We start from the raw sequence: 19,105 nt of genomic DNA, 5'->3' as shown, positions 1-19,105 counted from the left end.
ACAGAGCCAGCTGGGTGTTACCACCCTTGATTCTTGAGCCAGGTCAGGCACAGGTCAGACCAGGCCCGAACAGCATCGTTATCCTCCGCCAATCCCAGACCATGTGAACCTTTCTCGAATACATGCAAATCATAGGGAATGCCCTGCGCACCCAGTGCGAGCGCATAACGCAAACTATTCTCCACAGGTACTGCCTGATCGTCACTCGTATGCCAGATAAATGCTTCAGGAGCATCGGCTTTCACCTGCTGCTCTGCACTGAAGGCCTTAATCTGCTCGGCAGACACATTCGCCCCCAACAGATTTTCACGAGAACCGGCATGTCCATAGGATTCCATCGTAATCACTGGATAACAGAGAATAACCCGATCCGGGCGCGAACTCTCCCGTTCAATAGGATCTTCATGGTCTGGTTGACCCTCGTCATACAAGGTGCCCAACGTGGCAGTAAGATGTCCACCTGCCGAGAAACCAAGCACAGCAATTTTGGAAGGCAGTATCCCGAATTCCTCGGCATGAGCCCGTACATAACGGATCGCTCGCTGACCATCTGCCATGGGTGCAGGATGTTGGTGCGGAGCCACACGATATTTCAGCACAAATGCGCTGATCCCCGCCCGATTCAGCAATTCAGCGATTGGAGCCCCTTCATGGTCTGCCAAAAATCCGTAGCCCCCGCCCGGGCACACAATGACAGCGCTCTCGGAACCGGGTTGAATAAATGGAATCAGATGCGGCATCTCGTCCTCATGACCTTGGGCTGCATAAGGTGCAGCATGGTTCCACAATGGTATGGTTGGTGTCAAATTTGATCATCCTCTCTAAAATAGAACGGATACGTTCATCCGTATAGTCACTTTCCAATCTAAGGAATCGATACCATCATAACGGGAAGCACCCTTGCGCATCAATACCTTCCTGGTATCACTTTTTGTTCAATTTGGTACAGGTTACACGGAACCTTCATGCTTGAACAGTGTTTTTTAGCATATTTGTTACTTCTGAACGATTAATATAATCTTCGATACTGCTCAGGAGTTACACCCTCAATCCGTCGAAATGTAGCGACGAAATGACTTGCATCCCGAAAACCAACCTTTGCAGCCGTTTCCTTGACGGTCAGCTTGCTGTCTCCAGTCATCCATTCTTTCGATTTGCGAATACGGAGGAGAAGGAAATAACTGTAGGCGGTCATGCCAAAGGATTGTTTAAAAAGAGTATTCAGATGTCGGGGCGTAATGTCTGGGATGGCGGCCATCTGCTCGAGACCGATATCCGGATCAGCATAGTGTTCATTCATAAATGAAATTAACGGAGCCAGCCGTTCCACGGCATGGGAGATCGAAGAACGACTGCCCGTCATGCCATGTTTTTTAAGCAAAATCAGAAATCGGTACATGTCCGCTGACGCTTCCAAGCCGGATAAATCCTGGTCACTGCTGATGGAACCCAGCACTTCCCTGCCATAGTATTCAAGCGGGCTTTCTGGATCCCACTGGTGAAGGGCTGCCTCACCCAAACCAAGTGACTCTGCGATGACCGGGCACTGGGAGCCTCCAAATGTAATGTAAAGTGTCTCCCACTTACCTTGCGAGCGTACATACTCGTGCGGCTCATTAGGCGGCAGTAAAATGCCTGATGACTCTCCGAGAACTGCTGTTGAACCTGCAAATTTGAACTCTCCGGCTCCCTTCACGGTCTGAAGCCAGTGATAACAAGGATATCCGGCAGGTCTGAACACATTCTCCTGATTGCCGTTGTATCCTATACTTTCAATGTAGAGCGGAAGCGGCTGATCCCGGGGGGTCATAAAATAGCGCCGATGATCGGGTGAGATAAGCATAGGGATTCTCTCCTTTGAACAAAAACAATATTACAGTTCCATATTCTTATATACTTCATTACTTTTCTTATATTTTAAAAGTCATATTCATCATATAGTATAGAATTATTCTTATACAAGAGGTGAACACATTTGATTAGTAGCAAGTTACCCAAAATGTTCTACGGGGGCGATTACAACCCTGAACAATGGGATCACGAGACCCATCTTGAAGACCTGCGCATGTTCAAATTGGCAGGGATTGATATTGCGACAATTAACGTATTTTCATGGGCTCTGATTCAACCTGATGAAGTCACTTATAATTTTGAAGGTCTGGACCAACTCATCAATAGTCTGTATGAAAGCGGTGTATACATCTGCCTTGCGACGAGTACTGCTGCCCATCCGGCATGGATGGCAAAGAAATACCCGGATGTACTGCGTGTCGATGCGGATGGACGCAAACGCAAATTCGGTGGACGGCATAACTCTTGTCCAAACAGCCCAACTTACCGCAAATACTCCGAAAAGATTGCAGATAAACTGGCAGCACGTTATAAGGATCATCCCGCTGTTCTTGTATGGCATATATCCAACGAATATGGCGGTGACTGCTACTGTGATAACTGTGAGAAAGCGTTCCGCGTGTACCTGAAAGAACGGTATCAGACTTTGGATCAGCTTAACAAAGCATGGAACACCAATTTCTGGGGCCATACATTCTACGATTGGGATGAGATTGTACTGCCGAGTAACCTGAGCGAGCACTGGGGAAACAACAATTCCACGTTCCAGGGCATTTCGCTTGACTACTCCCGTTTCAACTCGGACAGCATGCTCGACTGTTACCGTCTGGAATATGATGCGATCAAGAAACATATCCCGGATTCGGTCGTTACTACCAATCTGATGGGATTCTTCAAACAGCTGGACTATTTCAAGTGGGCCAAATATATGGATATCGTCTCCTGGGACAGCTATCCGGGTCTTGCGACTCCGGTAAGCTTCACGGCGATGGCGCATGATCTGATGCGTGGACTGAAAGACGGTCAGCCGTTCATGCTCATGGAGCAGACGCCAAGCCAGCAGAACTGGCAGCCATATAATTCTTTGAAACGTCCCGGCGTCATGCGCCTGTGGAGTTACCAGTCCGTCGCCCATGGCGCGGATACGATCATGTTCTTCCAGCTCCGCCGTTCTGTCGGCGCTTGCGAGAAATATCACGGGGCAGTCATTGAACATGTCGGACATGAGAACACCCGTGTATTCCGTGAAGTCGCGGAGCTGGGCAAGGAATTGCAGCTGCTTGGGGATAAAACGCTGGATGCTGTTGTTGAAGCCAAAGTGGCGATTGTGTTTGACTGGGACAACTGGTGGGCAATCGAGAAATCCAGCGGACCTACCGTTGCGCTGAACTATGTGGACCAGATTCACAAATACTATGCTGCCTTCTTCCGTCGCAACATTCAGGTGGACATTGTAAGTGTGGATACGGATATCAGTAAATACGACATCGTGCTTGCTCCAGTGCTCTACATGGTTAAACCAGGCTTTGCGACCAAACTGGAGAAATTCGTTGAAGCGGGTGGAACATTCCTGACAACCTTCTTCAGTGGCATTGTTAATGAGAGCGACATTGTAACTACCGGTGGTTACCCGGGTGAGCTTCGCAAGCTGCTCGGTATCTGGGTTGAAGAAATTGATGCCCTGCTGCCTGAGCAAAAAAACCGTATGGTCCTGAAAGAAGCCTATGGTGATCTTCAAGGCGAATATGGTTGCGGCATGTTGTGCGACCTGTTACACAGTGAAGGTGCCGAAGTTATCGCCGAGTATGGAGACGACTTCTACAAAGGCATGCCTGTGGTTACGCGTAACACCTTTGGTCAAGGTGAAGCCTGGTATGTAGCTTCCGATCCGGAAGATCGTTTCCTGGACGATTTGCTGGGACAGCTGGCTGCAGCCAAAAATATGGATTCTCTTCTGGAAACGCCAGAAGGTGTTGAGGTGACTGCTCGTACCAAGGATGGACAACAGTACCTGTTTGTCATGAATCACAACGCCACCACTCAGTCCTATGATCTGGGTAATGCTGAGGCTCATGATTTGCTCACGGATCAGATCCTTTCAGGTAGAATCGAGATTGAAGGCCGCGGTGTGCAACTGCTCGAAATGAAATAATTTTTTGAGAATCTGATGATACAACATGTTACCATGTACATCGCATTAAACCCTATTTCCGGCTCAAATGAGTCTAAATAGTTAAAATTTTAACTATTCGAGGTTTACACCTCTTTCAATCTGCTACTTCCCGTATCCGTTTAGACCGGAAACGGGTTTTTGTCATTATTTGTGTGGTCCCCTGATAGAAGGAAATACCGCGAAGCGAAGCGAATTGGACCAGACACACAATTTAACGACGCCCCGCCGGGAACAAGGAAGAAATCTCCAGATAAGCAGATGCAGCATTAAATAAAATAATATGCTGCGAAAATTGGTGACAACCAAGATGTCACTTATACCCTGCTACAATGGAAATTGTACTCCAGCATCCTCTCCGGCGGCGCACCCTCGAAACGGAGTGGCTGACATGAATAGAACAAATCGGCTTGCCGCCATCGTTATGGCATTGCAGCATGGTCACGAAACGGCACATTCCCTTGCAGAAAAATTTGAGGTTTCCCGCCGTACCATCCTGCGGGATATCCAATCTCTATCCGAGATGAATGTACCGATCATTGCCATCTCCGGTCCCGGAGGCGGCTTCAGACTTATGGATGGGTATGTACTGCCCCCACTGCAATTGGATCCGGTTGAAGCAGCTACTCTCATCTTTGCTCTTGAAGGCATAAGCCATTATGCAGACACCCCTTTTCAAGAGAAGCGCTGGACATTAATGGACAAAATCAAAAGCCTTATCCCGGATGATGTCAAAGCAAGAATGGATCCCATGCTTAAGCAACTGAAACATGACGTTCCCGAGCGGAATTATATCCTCCATCATCTGGAACCGCTTCTGGCTTGTATCCCGGATCAGGGGTGGCTGCGTATGTTATACCGCTCTGCTTCCCGTCAACGCTGGCTTACGATCTGTCCTATTCGAATCTATGCTTCTGCCGGTTTCTGGTATTGCGAAGCGTATTCAATGGAGCATGGTGAACAGCGCCTGTTCAGGGCTGACCGCATTCTGGACGTTAAGCCGGTTGAACTGCCCGAATCACAAAAACTGGCTGAACACGCTGAACAACAACGTAGCAAACCGAATTCTCCCGAGCGCCCCCCAACGCGCGTTACAGCACATTTAAGTTACAGTGGAATGATCGAGGCGGAACAGGATAAGCATATTGGTGAACGGTTGACCGAGATTGCTCCGGATGTATGGGAATTGTCCTTCCTTTGCCCTCCCGGCGAGTGGGCTTGGGCCATACGCTTTTTTTACCGGTTGGGACGAGAGGCAGAAGTGCTTGAACCCGAGGAGCTCCGCTACGAGATTTGCCAACATGCCGAGGAAGTACATCAGATGTATCTGGATTCAAACCATAATCGTTGCAGCACACACTAAAAGGAGATTACTAATTCTATGATGAACGAACCCATCGTAACTTACGAAGAAGCCGTACAGCGTATACAGGCTGTGGGACTGCTTCCACTGGCCCCCTTGTTCCCTGAATACCCTTCATTGTCCTCCATAACCCCTAAAGAGAACTGGCACCAGGACAATGATCTTGATCCCTGGTTGTGGCGTTCCCGGCTTGCTGAAGAAGGTGTCGCTGCCTATGGCAAATTTGTCAAAAAGAAAGCCATTCTCGTTTCTCGCGAATATTACCCATGGGTGCACCGTCTGCTAGCGGATCCCAGAGTCATGGAAGAACAATATAATGCAGGGTTGATCTCTCGAGAAGCCTTCAAATTGTACGAAATAATTGAGGAACAAGAGGGGATTGATGGTCGGGCGTTGCGCTCACAGGCAGGTTTTGGGGCGAAAGAAGATAAAAAAACGTTTGATCAGGGTCTGCTGGACCTCCAGGGTATTAGCGCCATTGTGATCTGTGGAACCAAGGAGAAAGAAGACCTTGCTGAAGGCAAGGTTGCCTGGAACAGCTCCGCTTACGAGACCTCAGGGCACTGGATGAAACGTCAGGGCATTGAGCCGTTCGAGGGTAGCGTCGCAGAAGCAAGCGAACTCCTGCTGCATCAATTGGAGAAACACGCTTCTGCTGCCGCATTGGCCAAAATCCAAAAAGCCTTTGCAATGAATTGAATAGCATGCATGTATACAGCAAAATCCCGGCAGCCGCAAAGGACACCGGGATTTATGCCGGAAAGAACGTTTATAGTGCATTACTTACAGAATGACCCCATCCTTGAAAATCGCGATCTCACGAAATCCATGCTGCTCGCTGAGCGTATGTGCCCGGCCTGAAGCAATATCAATCAATTGGCTGAACAGCTGTACCTTGACATCTTCCATCGACCGACCTTCGAGCAGTTGACCTGCGTTAAAATCAATCCAGTGCTTTTTCCGATTCGCTAGGTCCGATTGAGTCGCGATCTTGACAGTAGGAACCGGGCCTCCAAACGGCGTCCCGCGACCTGTCGTAAAGAGCACAATGTGTGCACCTGCAGCAGACAGTGCCGTAACAGACACCAGATCGTTGCCCGGGGCTTCCACAATGTTCAGACCGGTTTGCGTGACACGTTTGCCATAACGGAGAACATCAACTACGGATGAACGTCCTCCCTTTTGCGTACATCCCAATGACTTTTCCTCCAGCGTTGTAATTCCCCCTGCTTTGTTTCCAGGGGAAGGGTTCTCATATATATTCTGACCGTGGTTCACGAAGTATTGTTTAAACCCATTGACCAGGTCTACCAAATCATCAAAAACCTGCTCATTAGCCGCCCGATTCATCAGAATGGTCTCAGCACCGAACATCTCGGGAACTTCGGTCAATATCGCAGTTCCACCGGCAGCAACCAGCATATCTGCAACGGAACCAACGAGCGGATTCGCCGTAATACCCGACAGACCGTCCGAACCACCACACTTCAATCCAATTTTGAGCTTGCTCAGTGGCAGCGGTTGACGCTCTTCATGTTCAGCAAGCTCCACCAGCTCTTCCATTAGGCGCATACCTTCTTCAAGCTCATCATCTGTTTCCTGCGCTTTGAGAAAACGAACTTTCCCCCGATACTCGGGTGCGATACATTCGCGGAACTGGTCTACCTGATTATTTTCACATCCCAGTCCAATAACCAGTACACCGCCGGCATTCGGGTGTTCCACCAAGGAAGCCAGCACCTGTTGCGTATACTTAAGGTCATCCCCCAGCTGCGAGCAACCGAACGGGTGTGGGAAATGGTACACGCCATCGATCCTGCTCCCGAACTGGGACTGCCCCATGCGAGCCAATGCTTCACATACTTTATTAATGCAGCCGACCGTATTTACAATCCAGATTTCATTACGGATACCTGCTTCACCGTTAGGACGCAGATATCCATCAAAAGAACGCAGGTGTTCCGGTGGCATGTCCGTCTGAACAGGTTCTCCCGGCTGATACTGATATTCAAGTAACCCGTGAAGTCCTGTCTTGAGGTTATGACTGTGAATCCAGCTCCCCTGCTCAATCTGCTCTTTGGCAATACCAATGGAAAAACCGTATTTCATCACGTCCTCACCCGGTGCGAGGGTATGCACAGCTATTTTATGACCTTTTGGCACATCGTCTCTTAGTGTAAAAGTAGTACGGTCTGGCAGCGTAATGCTTTCCCCTTTTACATAATCCCGTAGGGCTATAATGACATCATCCTGCGGTTGAATCGCAATCCAGTCATTGATTGTACGTGTTGTGTTCATCAACTCTCACCTTCCAGTAAACCAATTTCGTGAACGAGTGCTTCGCGAAGCCCCTCTCGATCATCCAGATTCTCTCCCCAGATCGATACATCAGACAAAACGGCAGCTACGCTCTGGTCTAATTGCTGCTTATCCCTCTTCAGAGGATCATAACTATCCCAATGCTTGGCGAGTGCAGCCAATACATCCACATCATCCCGGAGCAGGACGGACTCACCGTTCAGTCGCTGTCCCCTATAGCCGTCTGGCGTGTTCACCGGACGATAAAGACACAACAATCCCGCAAATCCCTTTACAAGCCGTGCAGGCCAGTTCCCCTGATTTTGTTCATAGGCCAGGAGTGTTGGCAGCAGACGAACCTTGAACTTTCCTACTGTATTTAATGCAATATCCTGCAGCTTGTGATCAATATACGGATTGAGGAAACGTTCAAACACTTCTTCTGCGTACTGATCCAGATCAAGGTCCGGCATATCCAGGGCAGGCACGATCTCCTGATGAACCGCTTCCCTAATCCACGAACCAAACTGCGAGTCTTCCATCGTCTCTCTCACATGCTGCTTGCCATGCAGAATACCGAGCGATGACATGAGGGTATGCGCCCCATTCAGAATACGAACCTTGCGCAGCTGGAAAGGTTTCAGATCCTTGACCCAGTGTACGTTGAGTCCCGACTGTTTCAGGGGAAGTTTTTTGTCCAGTGCCTCATCTGCCTCGATGGCCCAGAAATGATATGGCTCTGCCGTATTGATCAGCTGATCCTCGTATCCCCAGCGATTCGTCAGGGCATCGGCTTCCTCCGTGGTCGGCGCACCCGTGACAATCCGGTCGACCAGATTGTTCAGGAACAGGTTATGGTTCTCAATCCATGAACGGAAGCCCTCCGAATAACCGAAATCCTCACTATGCCGCAATACGCAGCTTCGCAGTACATCCCCATTACTTTCGAGCAATTCACACGGCAGGTGAATCAATCCCCTGGACGGGTCCCCATCAAATCGCAAATAACGCTGATGCAGGAAAACAGTCAGTTTACCCGGAAACGATTGTACCGGTTCACCTTGGACGTACGTTGTATACGTATATTTCAATCCGGACTCGGTTGTATTGGAGATGACAAACTCCAGGGAAGGCAGTTCCGCAAGCTTCAGAAAATCCTGCCATTCTTCGTACGGATTAATACACTTAGAAAAAATCGAGATTATTTCTGTACGTTCCACCGCTTTTCCCTCAGATAGACCTCGGGTAATCATCGTATATAACCCGTCCTGGTCACGAATCTGTTCCAGCTTTGTCTTTCCACCTGGCCGAGGCTGCGTCACAGCAACACTGCCATGGAATTTGCCTTGTCTGGCACTTTCATGAAGCATCCAGTCTGCAAACCCGCGCAAAAAGTTGCCTTCGCCAATCTGAAGTACCTTTACGGGGCGATCCATCACTTCTTTGCATCTGCGCTGACTATCACTTCCGAGCAGATTTAGCTTCAGCCTTGGTCTTTTCGTGCTCGCCGACATGAACACTCACCTCATCGTTTTATTTGTCATTATCAGATGCCTGGCTACAAGCTGCGCAGCCGCTATACTTCCATTGAAAACGCTTTAAATTCATTGTATCATCAATAAAAGGGAATTTAATTGCTTATATTGCGGTAAATGTACTCTTTCATGACCAGATATATCCACCTTTTCTGTGACCACTGTTTTGAAAGGAGATCGAATGGAACGTTCACCTGTTCGTACGACCATTCAGGCGGACTCGGGCATCCCCTTTCGTCTGGTGTATGCAGATACCAAGTCCCCTCAGAACGAGTTGCCGGATCATCTTCATGACTGGCATGAAATTATTTATGTATATCGGGGGCAGGGCACCATTTTTATTGATACCGGGCTTGAAGATATGCAGGAGGGTGATTTGTTTATTATTCCGGGCAGCACGGTACATCGCGCATTGCCAGATGCCGGAAATCCGGTGACTTCCTCTGCCTTGTTCTTCAGTCCAGGATTACTGGCATCTACAGCGGGGGGCAGTGCGTCAGCCATGCTCTCTCTGTTTGAACGCTGCCGCAAACGCAGAGTGTACAAGAGACATCTGGAGGACAAGGAACAAGCCCAGGTTGCTAAACTTATTGAAGACATCCATGCAGAATTCAAGTTGGAACACCACTTGAGTGCCCACGCAGCTCTGCTGCGATTGCAGCTGCTGCTTATTTTTCTGGAGCGGCTGGAGTCAGCTGGTCCGGCCAGCCCTGGCAGGAGTGTCCCTGGGCCAGGTTGGCTCTCCTCTACGCTGACTCATATTGATGAAGAGCTGCGCAAGGGCTTTTCCTTGCCAGAGCTGGCACGGCAAGCAGCGGTATCCCCTGCTCATTTCAGCCGTGCGTTCAAAAGGTATACGGGCATGACCCTAACTGACTATGCATTGGCCCGCCGGGTCATTATGGCAAAAGAACATCTGCTTCAAAGCGATGAGACCATGGCCGTTGTTGCCGATGCCTGCGGCTTCGAGAGCCTGCCCCATTTTTATCGGCAATTTAAGAAACTGACAGGAACCACACCTGCTGCTTATCGTAAAACCATGAAAAGGCAGGATCAATATTGAACTATCATGACATCCTGAAATGTAGAGATTTGTCTAAGTGTAACATATTCTTCCATACACTTCGTGTGGTATGATATAATACTGAACTACAATGTCGGAAACGATGCGTTTCTGCTGCCAGAGGAGCCTTACATCCCATGTTAAACGAAATGAATCGAAGAAATATCGGCATCTTCGCTCACGTCGATGCAGGAAAAACAACCACGACGGAGCATATGTTATTTCATAGCGGTGTCGTCCGCAGTCCAGGTCGAGTAGATGACGGAACAACAGCAACGGACTCTCTGGATATTGAAAAGGAACGAGGCATTTCCGTACAAGCCGCTATGACCTCTTTGATCTGGAAAGATACGATTATTGATCTCATTGACACCCCGGGTCATATCGATTTCATCTCGGAAGTCGAGCGATCCCTGCGTGTAATGGACGGAGCCATCCTAATTGTGTCCGCCGTGGAGGGCGTGCAATCCCAGAGCGAGACCATCTGGCATGCTCTCCGTTCCCTTGGAATTCCTACCCTAATCTATATTAACAAAATGGATCGGGTTGGCGCTTCTGCTGAAACGGTTATTGAACAGATCCGCTCCAGCCTCTCTCCCCTTGTATGTGAAGTCCAAACATGCCGTATGAACGAAGAGGTGTTTATCGGCATTGACTCCCTATGGAGCGCGGGCCAAACGCTGTTAACGGACTCTCCTTCACCTGTACCTGGCCTTTTTGAGTTACTTGCCGAATTCAACGAAGAACTGTTGGAATCCTACATTAATGGTGAATCGCTTCCTGCTCATTTGCTAGAGGAAACGTTTCGCAAACATGTGCATCAAGGCGAAATGTTCCCCATTTGTTATGGCGCTTCTGGCAAAGGAATTGGCGTAACTGAATTGCTGGATGCCATCATTGAATTTCTTCCTGCACCTGCGCAAACTCAAGATGCTTCAGTATCCGGGGTTGTATTCAAAATTGAACGGGATAAAACGATGGGCCGTACCGCCTATGTACGCATGTATGGTGGAAGCGTGCATAATCGGGATACGATCTATAACTCCACTCGGAAGCTGGAAGAGAAGGTAACACAGATCCGTCGAATGGATGGCCGGAAATGGGCCGATACGGGTGCCGTATATGCCGGACAAATCGCTGCCCTGTATGGACTAAGTGACACACATGTTGGTGACATTATTGGCAGCCCCGAGGGTGTGCCTCCTATACCACAGATGGCTGTTCCCTTATTGACTGTTCAGGTCCATGGTAAAGACACAACCCGTTACCCTGACCTTGTAGCGGCATTGCAGGAGTTGACGGATGAAGATCCTCTGCTCGACCTGCAATGGTTGCCTGAAGAAAGAGAACTGCATCTCAAAGTGATGGGAACCATTCAGCTTGAGATTCTGTCCAGCCTGCTGATGAGCCGTTTCGGACTGGATGTCGAATTCGACCCGCCATCCGTCATCTATAAGGAAACGCCTCGTTCTTCGGGGGAAGGATTCATCGCGTATACGATGCCCAAGCCCTGCTGGGCCATTCTTCGATTCAGTATTGAGCCTTTGCCACGTGGGAGCGGCCTGATCTACTCATCCACGGTTCGAACGGATCACCTCCTGCTTCGTTATCAGAATGAAGTGGAGCGCCGAATTCCCGAAGCGCTGTCTCAGGGTCTGCTGGGATGGGAAGTGACTGACCTGCGCATCACGTTAATCGAAGGAGAGCATCATGTCTGGCATACCCACCCCCTGGATTTCGTTGTGGCCACGCCGATGGGGATCATGGACGGGTTGGCAAGCACTGGCACAACCCTGCTGGAACCCATTCTGAATTTCCGGCTAACTGTCCCCGAAGAGTATGGTGGCAAAGCACTCAGTGATCTGGTACATATGCGGGCAACCTTTGAAGCGCCGATCATCGGAGGGGGACGATGCATCGTTGAAGGACGCATGCCTCTGGCAACCTCCATGGATTATCCGGTGAAGCTGCGTTCAGAGACAAGCGGACGCGGGGTGCTGACCACTTCTTTTGCAGGATACCAGGATTGTCCTTCGGATGTGACCCTTACGCGGAAACGCATAGGAGTTAACCCGCTGGACCAATCCAAATATATTTTAAGCGTTCGAAATGCGATTACATCATAAATGGAGTTGACTCTGTCGTGCTGATTAAATTTCTAATCTTTGGCCTGCTGTGGCGGATTGTAGGCAATCCAATCGTGGCTGTCCTTATTTTCCTCATTATTCTATATTTCCTGGATCGTCGCTATGTTGGGGTGATGCCAAGCTTCATGAAACCCCTTAAGCGTATGCGTAACATCTCACGGCTCCGGCAACAGCTTGCCATGAATCCGAATGAAGTCTCTTCCAAGCTGGATCTGGCACGCCTGTTGATTGAACGCAAACGTTATAGCGAAGCTCATGCACTGCTGATTGAACTGGAGCGTCCTTACGAGCAATCAGCCGAATACTGGGAGGCGCTGGGCACAACTGAACTTCATCTGGGTCATACGGAAGAAGGTGAGCGTCATATTTTGCAGGCACTGAATATTAATCCAAGGGTGAAATATGGACGGCCTTATCTGACACTTGCAGGTGCATTCAAGGAAACTGACCGGGACAAATCGCTGGCTTACGTTCAGCAATTTCAGGAGATTCATTCCTCATCCAGTGAAGCGTACTATCTGCTAGGTTCGGTGTACCGTTCCCTAGGGCGTACTGCTGACTCAAAACAAGCCTATGAACAATCCCTGAACGTATATCGCTCCTTGCCAAAATATAAGAAGCGCCAGGAACGTCGCTGGGCTGTACGCAGCTGGTTCCGCAAACGCGGACTCTAAAGCGACTGTATTCTCATGATTTAACAGTTACATATGATGTAAAGTAAATATCAACAACCATTCATGAAAAACGATCTCATTAAAATAAAAGTGCACTGACTTTGCCTTAGGGCAAAACCAGTGCACTTTTTTCCACATTGAAAATCCATTCAATTCTTATCCATTTCACTTCACAGGCCCGAACAGATCAGCAGCCCACGCAGCCGTTCCTCATTACTCTTCATCCAGTCTGCCCGTTCTCTCAACTTCCTGATCTGCTGTACAGCCACTTCTGGCTCATCTGTACCTTCAAACATTCGGCTGATAAAATGCATCACCACATCCAGACTTCGAAGCAGAATCAGCTCCGGAATCACGCTCAGCTCTTCTGGTTCCAAGCTGACCCGTAGTCTGAACCCTTGAATCAGGCCCTCCAGAGCTGCCCACATCCATGCCTGCTCCTTGTCCATCGTCAGAAGGTCGGACATGGGAACTGCCAGCTCCATCACCCGCAGATCCCATGTAGCAAATTCAAAATCCAATATAGCACATATGTGATCCTGCGAATCTGCCAACACATTCGATGCATTCAGATCCCCATGTACCAGTTGATGCGGCAGAGTTTCCATCCCTCGGAGCGCATCAAACAAGTCTGGCAGCACATCCTTCAACTGCTGCAAGTCATCCGCACATGCCGACAGCATATCCGGGGGAGATGTACATAGTTGTAACAGTTTCTCTGGTGAACAGAGCGGGTAAGCTTCCTGAATCCGATAGTAAGGCGGATAGACGGGTTCAAGCGATAAGACGAGGCGTGCCATAGCGGAAGACAGGGTGCCCGCCGCCTGACCCAATTCAATCAGCTGATCAGGTGTATTCCAGACCGGGTTATGACCTTCACGATAATGGAATAACGCCACTATTTTGGTACGGTTCGTGAGGCGATCCTGCACTGCCAGAAACGTTTGATCCTTTGGATCAGGAAGGCTCACGGGCGTCGGCACATCAAGCTCAAAGCCTGAACACGACAATGCTGACAACACCCCATGTTCAAAAGCAATTTTCATTCGATCATTATGCGTTTCATACTGCCTAAGCACATAACATTCTTGGTCAATCTCTACCATAAAGGTAGAATTATTCATGCCTCCCTTTCCGCGCTGAGCATTCCAGCTGGACGTGAAGCCATACATGGATAAAACATTGGCTATTAGCTGTTGTTCTATCTCAATTAAGGAACCTGATTCGATGTTGGGCACCAAAAATAACTCCTTTATCTCACGAAATGCAACCTCTGTATGTCCCCATCTTAACGGAAGTGTCTCTTTCGGTCCAGTACGGTATCCAAGTTGATTTACTCTACGCTTTACTCCCCAAACCCGCACGGGTCAGGCAAATGGATGGTATCCTGTACGATTCAGCTGCTCGGCAATCACTCGATATCCTCTTGCATTGGGATGAACCCTGTCCCAGAATAACAGTTCCCGTTCACGTCCCTCAAATCGGTCATACACCTGGGCACAGGCATAATTCCCCGATCCCGCAGCATTCAGAAAAGAATTATACTGCCTCACCCAATAAGCCGCTTCCGCCGCTTGCGGGTACGGGTTGTACAACCCAATCGTACGAATCATATATACATGGCTTCCTTTCAACTGCCGGATATGCTTCATGATCTGGGATACATTACTGCGGGTATCGCCCAGCACCTGTGTCATTTTGCTCGCATTCGGAATCCCTCCACTGGATTTGAATGTACGAATCAGATCATTCCCGCCGATCGACAACGTAACCATATCCGCTTCACGCAGCGATTGCCGTACTCTTGGATTGCCGGATATCATGTGCAGCATCTCCCCTGAGGTCAGTCCATTCACTCCCAGATTGTCCATGGATACAAACGAACGCACATTCATTTCAGCCATTCTCCGATATAAAGGAACAAAGCCGGTGCCCAGCAGCGCTCCTGTACCTACCGTTAATGAATCTCCTATAGCCACGTATCGATATACCATCCCGCCGCCCCTCTCTGCTGTGTGTTGTAAATTACACATATACAATTCCTATATATCGTATGAGAGGAACGGAGACAAGGCGCGGGATGGTGTCCGTAGGCATACACATTTATTTGTCCGGTCAACATTCACTTACACCAAACCATATAGAAAACCCCGCCGAAATACCAGCGGGGCTGTTCATAATTCATATCATTACATGCCTAAATGGCGATCCGATTCAACAGAATCCGTCTGTTCTTTGTTTGGGAATGGCCACCAGTTGGCACGGCCGAACATTTTCACCATTACAGGAACGAAGAATGGCAGGAACAACAGAGAATACAAGATCAGTCCACTGAGTACAACCGTTGCAATTTGCATCATCGAAAGAACTCCCGATGGATACATTGCGGCAAAGGTACCGCTTAGAATCACGGCAGCGGACAGGATTACCGTACCCATGTTTTTCATGGCATATAGCATGGCATCCTGTACTCTCATGCCTTTGTTCTCATTGAAACGGTCCATCAGGAAGATGCTGTAATCCACACCAAGTGCAATCAGCATGACAAAACCGAAGAACGGTGTTACCCAACTGATGCCCGAGAACCCAAGTATATTCACAAAGATGGCTTCGGTCAGAGCCATGGATGTGAAATAAGCCAGCAACAATGAGATGATCAGATACAACGGCATAATCACTGAACGCAGCAGCAGGACCAGAATAATAAACGTACCTGCGAGCATCAGCATGACTGTCCGTGTATAGTCATTGTTTGAGATTTCCTGCAAATCTGCAAACGTACTGGTCACTCCGCCAATCGCAATGTCCGCTTTTTCAAGTGCACTTCCCTGTACCGCACGATGTACAGCAGCTTCGATATCCGGAACACGATCAATCGCTTCGGTCCCATATGGATTCTCGGCAAAAATAACGTCAATCGTCATCGTTTTCCGATCTTTGGACAGATACGTATCGAATACCTGCTTGAAGTCCTTATTGTTCAGAGCTTCTGCTGGAACATACCAGCCAGCCAGATCGGAATCAGGAGAGTTTTGCAATTGTGTCAGGTAATCCTGCGCTGAATCGAGACCACCGGAAACCTGCTCAATTCCATCAACACTCTGATTAAGACCATCCGTCAATTGAGTCAATTGACCACTCAGATCCGAGAAGCCTTTCTGAATTTTCTCCTGACCACCCTGGAGCTGGCCCAGTCCGTTCTGGATTGAAGGGATTTCGCTAATCACTTTACCCTGACCGTCAGCGGCCTGTTTGAGACCGGATTGCAGCTGACCGATTCCTGTTACAATCTGGCCCAGACCATCGGCAAGTGCCTTCTGTCCGGAGGCTGCAGAGGCAAAGCCTTCATTAGCCTGATTAATTCCAGCTGCGGCTTCACTGAGCTTGGTCTGAATTTGCCCCAAACCTTGAGCAAGCTGTGCCGTGCCAGTACCCGTCTCACCAAGTGTACCTTTAACCCGCTGATAGTCTGCGTCTTGCAGCAACTCAGGATAGCGTTCCTCAAGCGCTGTGAACGATTCATTCAGGCTGGTCAATGCTGCAGATACACCTGTAAGCTGTTGTTGCAGTTCACCGACACCATCACCCAGCGCAGCTACACCTGCTCCTGCTTGACGGTAAGCTTGAAGCAACTGATTGTTCGCCTGCGCAAGTTGATCTGCACTCGTTTTAGCTTTTTGAAGACCTGCTTTCAGATCACCAGCACCCGAGGAGCCGTCACGAATTCCTTTTTCAATCTGCTGAAGTCCTTCAGACAACTGTGTAATACCCGACTGCAACTGGGACGTACCCTTCGACAGTTCTCCTGCCCCATCAGCTGCTTCTTTAAGCTGTGGTTCATTTTTGCTTAACTGACTGCTGGCCTCGCTCAGACCGTCACGGATTTTATCCAGACCCGTTTTACCTTCGCCCAATCCATCAGACAATGTCCCCACTTGCTGTGTCACTTCAAAATCTTTGATCTCATCACCGGTTGGACGTGTCATGCTGCGGACACCAGAGATGCCTGGCACCTTCTCCACTTCCCGGCTGATCTTCTCGGCGAGCGCCATATACTTGGCGTTGTCCATTGCTTCATCATTCTGGATTACGACCTGACCCGGCAAGGATTCACCCGGACCGAAGCTGTCCGAAATGATATTGAATGCTTTGACCGAATCATATTTATCACCAATTTCATCGAGACTGTTAAACGACAGTTTGCCGTCGTAAGTCGCCAGCAATGGCACACATACCGCTGCAACGATGAGCAGAGCTGCCCATGGACGTTTTAGAGAGAAACGGCCGGCTGCACCATAAATCTTGCTCTCGGCATGCTCCAGTGAACCCTTGGAAGGCCAGAACAGCCTTTTGCCCAGTACCGCCATGAAAAAAGGAACAATCGTGACTAATGCCAGCATCATCACGGCAATACCGACAGCAACCGCTACCGCGGAACGATAAAGCATAAACTGTGCAAAACCAATGGCAATGAATCCAACCAGCACGGCAAGTGCGGAGAAGAATACCGTTTTGCCTGCTGTGCGGTACGTAGCCATGATGGCATCCCACGTATTTTCATGATGAGCCAATTCTTCCTTGAACCTGCTAATCAACAGGATGCAGTAGTCCGTACCAATCCCGAACATGACCGCCACCATAAAGATCTGCGTAAACGTCGATATAGGGAAGTCTAGTCCGTCCACAAGGAACGCGACAATCTGCTGTGAAACAATGTAGCTGATCCCCACCGTAAGCAGCGGAACAAATGGAGCTACGAATGAGCGGAATACAAGGAACAGGATGAGTAAAATAAATACAACGGTAATGTACTCCGATTTTTTGAGTCCTTCTTGGGAGCTTTCCACCGTATCCTCATCAATCAAGCCTTTACCGGTTATGTAATGCTCCACATTGACCGATTTTAATGCTTCATTAAGGTCTTCTCGCATTTCCTTGACTGTTCGGTCTCCCTGATCGATGGAAAGCGACGTTAAGATCGTCTTGCCATCGGCAGAAATCATTTTATCTGACAATTCAGGCTGAGAGAATGGTTCCAGTATGGACAGAATGCCCAGTTTCTCTTTTTCGGTCTCCAGCTTCTTAACCGCCTTCTCTGCCTCTTCTTTTCCATCGGTACCCAAACCATCCGGATTATAAAATACAAGAGCCAGCTGGCTGCCCTGCTGCTCTCCCTTTTGTGCTGCGGCTTCGTCCAGAATGGCTGCTGCCTGTGTGGATGAGTACCCGTCAGGAACTGAAAACTGTCCCTTTTCCCGAATCAGTTCACTCATGTTAGGTGCAGTGAACATCAATACGGCGGCCACAACGACCCATAGCCCCATCAACCACCATCGCGCTTTCAAAATCGTTCTCATTCGTTCTCCTGTCCTCCTTCTTGCGTAAGCAAAGCTGCAAGCTTCTCAAAGGATTCAATGAAATTGTGAACCTCTTCCGGTTTGAAATGAACCAGATACGGCTCCAGAAGCTGCTGTATTTCCTGTTCCGTTTCCCTGTATACTTTCCGTCCGTTATCCGTCAGGGTTAAATATACAACTCTGCGGTCGCGCTCATCCCCGGCCCGATGGACCAGATCCCGATCCACCAGCTTGTTGACCAACGCAGTAATGCTGCTCTTGCCTACACACAGAAGCTCTGCCAGATCAGAGGGCGTACAGGACGGTTTCTCTTCGATCATACGAAGTGCACAGAACTGATCGGTGGTAATGGTTTGCCCCATGCGTTCACGTATCTGGGTATCAAACCGTTTGGTTACGAGAAAAGAGGCATCCAAATAGCGATTAACCAAGCTTTTGGCATCCGGTGTGTTCATCTTTTATTCTCCTTCCCCGATATATAGTTCACTCATCGAACTATTCTTCAATGAAACTATTCTATAATGAAACTATATTGCAAAGCAATACGTTTTTCCTAATTTTTTTAAGTAAATGACAAAAAAACAGGACGTCCGACTCAGCTGTTTCGCCAAATCCCACATCCTGTTATAGTTATGCTCTATTTGCGT

At 48.9% G+C, this 19,105-nt stretch carries 14 protein-coding genes; 6 read left to right on the top strand and 8 right to left on the bottom strand.

Translation table 11 applies throughout. From position 1 onward, the window contains the following. Window positions 1–17 precede the first annotated feature (17 nt). Together JNUCC31_RS26790 and JNUCC31_RS26785 are read right to left on the bottom strand one after the other, a co-directional pair. Window positions 18–806 carry an alpha/beta hydrolase gene (locus tag JNUCC31_RS26790; RefSeq protein WP_192266211.1) on the bottom strand — a complete coding sequence of 263 codons (789 nt, stop codon included), beginning with the start codon at window positions 804–806 and terminating at the stop codon, window positions 18–20. Between the two features lie 203 nt (window positions 807–1,009). Further along, window positions 1,010–1,843 carry an AraC family transcriptional regulator gene (locus JNUCC31_RS26785; protein ID WP_192266210.1) on the bottom strand — a complete coding sequence of 278 codons (834 nt, stop codon included), beginning with the start codon at window positions 1,841–1,843 and terminating at the stop codon, window positions 1,010–1,012. Window positions 1,844–1,975: 132 nt separating this feature from the next. Between JNUCC31_RS26785 and JNUCC31_RS26780 the strand changes: the two genes are divergently transcribed. From JNUCC31_RS26780 to JNUCC31_RS26770, 3 genes are all read left to right on the top strand, one after another. After that, window positions 1,976–4,003 carry a beta-galactosidase gene (locus tag JNUCC31_RS26780; protein ID WP_192266209.1) on the top strand — a complete coding sequence of 676 codons (2,028 nt, stop codon included), beginning with the start codon at window positions 1,976–1,978 and terminating at the stop codon, window positions 4,001–4,003. A 409-nt stretch (window positions 4,004–4,412) separates the two neighbouring features. Next, window positions 4,413–5,384 carry a helix-turn-helix transcriptional regulator gene (locus tag JNUCC31_RS26775; protein ID WP_192266208.1) on the top strand — a complete coding sequence of 324 codons (972 nt, stop codon included), beginning with the start codon at window positions 4,413–4,415 and terminating at the stop codon, window positions 5,382–5,384. 18 nt (window positions 5,385–5,402) lie between these two features. After that, a complete protein-coding gene (locus tag JNUCC31_RS26770) occupies window positions 5,403–6,083 on the top strand; it encodes an AlkZ-related protein (RefSeq protein ID WP_192266206.1) in 681 nt (226 codons plus the stop codon). An 84-nt stretch (window positions 6,084–6,167) separates the two neighbouring features. On the opposite strand, the gene JNUCC31_RS26765 is transcribed toward JNUCC31_RS26770, so the two are convergent. Both JNUCC31_RS26765 and JNUCC31_RS26760 read right to left on the bottom strand, forming a co-directional pair. Continuing rightward, window positions 6,168–7,682, bottom strand: a complete 1,515-nt coding sequence (locus JNUCC31_RS26765; protein WP_192266205.1) for a UxaA family hydrolase — start codon at window positions 7,680–7,682, stop codon at window positions 6,168–6,170. Beyond that, the gene (locus JNUCC31_RS26760; protein WP_192266204.1) at window positions 7,682–9,196 is read right to left on the bottom strand and encodes a tagaturonate reductase; all 1,515 of its coding nucleotides are present in this window, start codon (window positions 9,194–9,196) and stop codon (window positions 7,682–7,684) included. Before JNUCC31_RS26760 ends, JNUCC31_RS26765 begins: the two co-directional genes overlap by 1 nt. Window positions 9,197–9,398: 202 nt before the next feature. Between JNUCC31_RS26760 and JNUCC31_RS26755 the strand changes: the two genes are divergently transcribed. The 3 genes from JNUCC31_RS26755 (at window position 9,399) to JNUCC31_RS26745 (ending at window position 13,101) form a co-directional block, all read left to right on the top strand. Next, window positions 9,399–10,280 carry an AraC family transcriptional regulator gene (locus JNUCC31_RS26755; RefSeq protein ID WP_192266203.1) on the top strand — a complete coding sequence of 294 codons (882 nt, stop codon included), beginning with the start codon at window positions 9,399–9,401 and terminating at the stop codon, window positions 10,278–10,280. A 137-nt stretch (window positions 10,281–10,417) separates the two neighbouring features. Then, on the top strand, window positions 10,418–12,406 hold the full coding sequence (locus JNUCC31_RS26750) for an elongation factor G (protein ID WP_192266202.1): 1,989 nt from the start codon (window positions 10,418–10,420) through the stop codon (window positions 12,404–12,406). Window positions 12,407–12,423: 17 nt separating this feature from the next. Further along, a complete protein-coding gene (locus JNUCC31_RS26745; RefSeq protein WP_192266201.1) occupies window positions 12,424–13,101 on the top strand; it encodes a tetratricopeptide repeat protein in 678 nt (225 codons plus the stop codon). A gap of 170 nt (window positions 13,102–13,271) precedes the next feature. Here the strand turns inward: JNUCC31_RS26745 and JNUCC31_RS26740 are convergent, their stop codons facing one another. The 4 genes from JNUCC31_RS26740 to JNUCC31_RS26725 form a co-directional block, all read right to left on the bottom strand. Further along, window positions 13,272–14,339, bottom strand: a complete 1,068-nt coding sequence (locus tag JNUCC31_RS26740) for a phosphotransferase (RefSeq protein ID WP_192266200.1) — start codon at window positions 14,337–14,339, stop codon at window positions 13,272–13,274. 129 nt (window positions 14,340–14,468) lie between these two features. Next, complete coding sequence (locus JNUCC31_RS26735) at window positions 14,469–15,080, bottom strand: SGNH/GDSL hydrolase family protein (protein ID WP_267132488.1); 612 nt, start codon at window positions 15,078–15,080, stop codon at window positions 14,469–14,471. 210 nt (window positions 15,081–15,290) lie between these two features. Continuing rightward, entirely contained in the window at window positions 15,291–18,458 is a 3,168-nt protein-coding gene (locus JNUCC31_RS26730) for an MMPL family transporter (protein WP_192266196.1), read from the bottom strand. After that, window positions 18,455–18,913, bottom strand: a complete 459-nt coding sequence (locus tag JNUCC31_RS26725; RefSeq protein WP_192266194.1) for a MarR family winged helix-turn-helix transcriptional regulator — start codon at window positions 18,911–18,913, stop codon at window positions 18,455–18,457. The genes JNUCC31_RS26730 and JNUCC31_RS26725 overlap by 4 nt, the downstream gene beginning before the upstream one ends. Between the last annotated feature and the right edge of the window lie 192 nt (window positions 18,914–19,105).

Origin of the sequence: Paenibacillus sp. JNUCC-31, from assembly GCF_014844075.1 — a bacterium.
Taxonomy (GTDB): domain Bacteria; phylum Bacillota; class Bacilli; order Paenibacillales; family Paenibacillaceae; genus Paenibacillus.
This window is presented reverse-complemented; position numbering and strand designations above follow the sequence as displayed.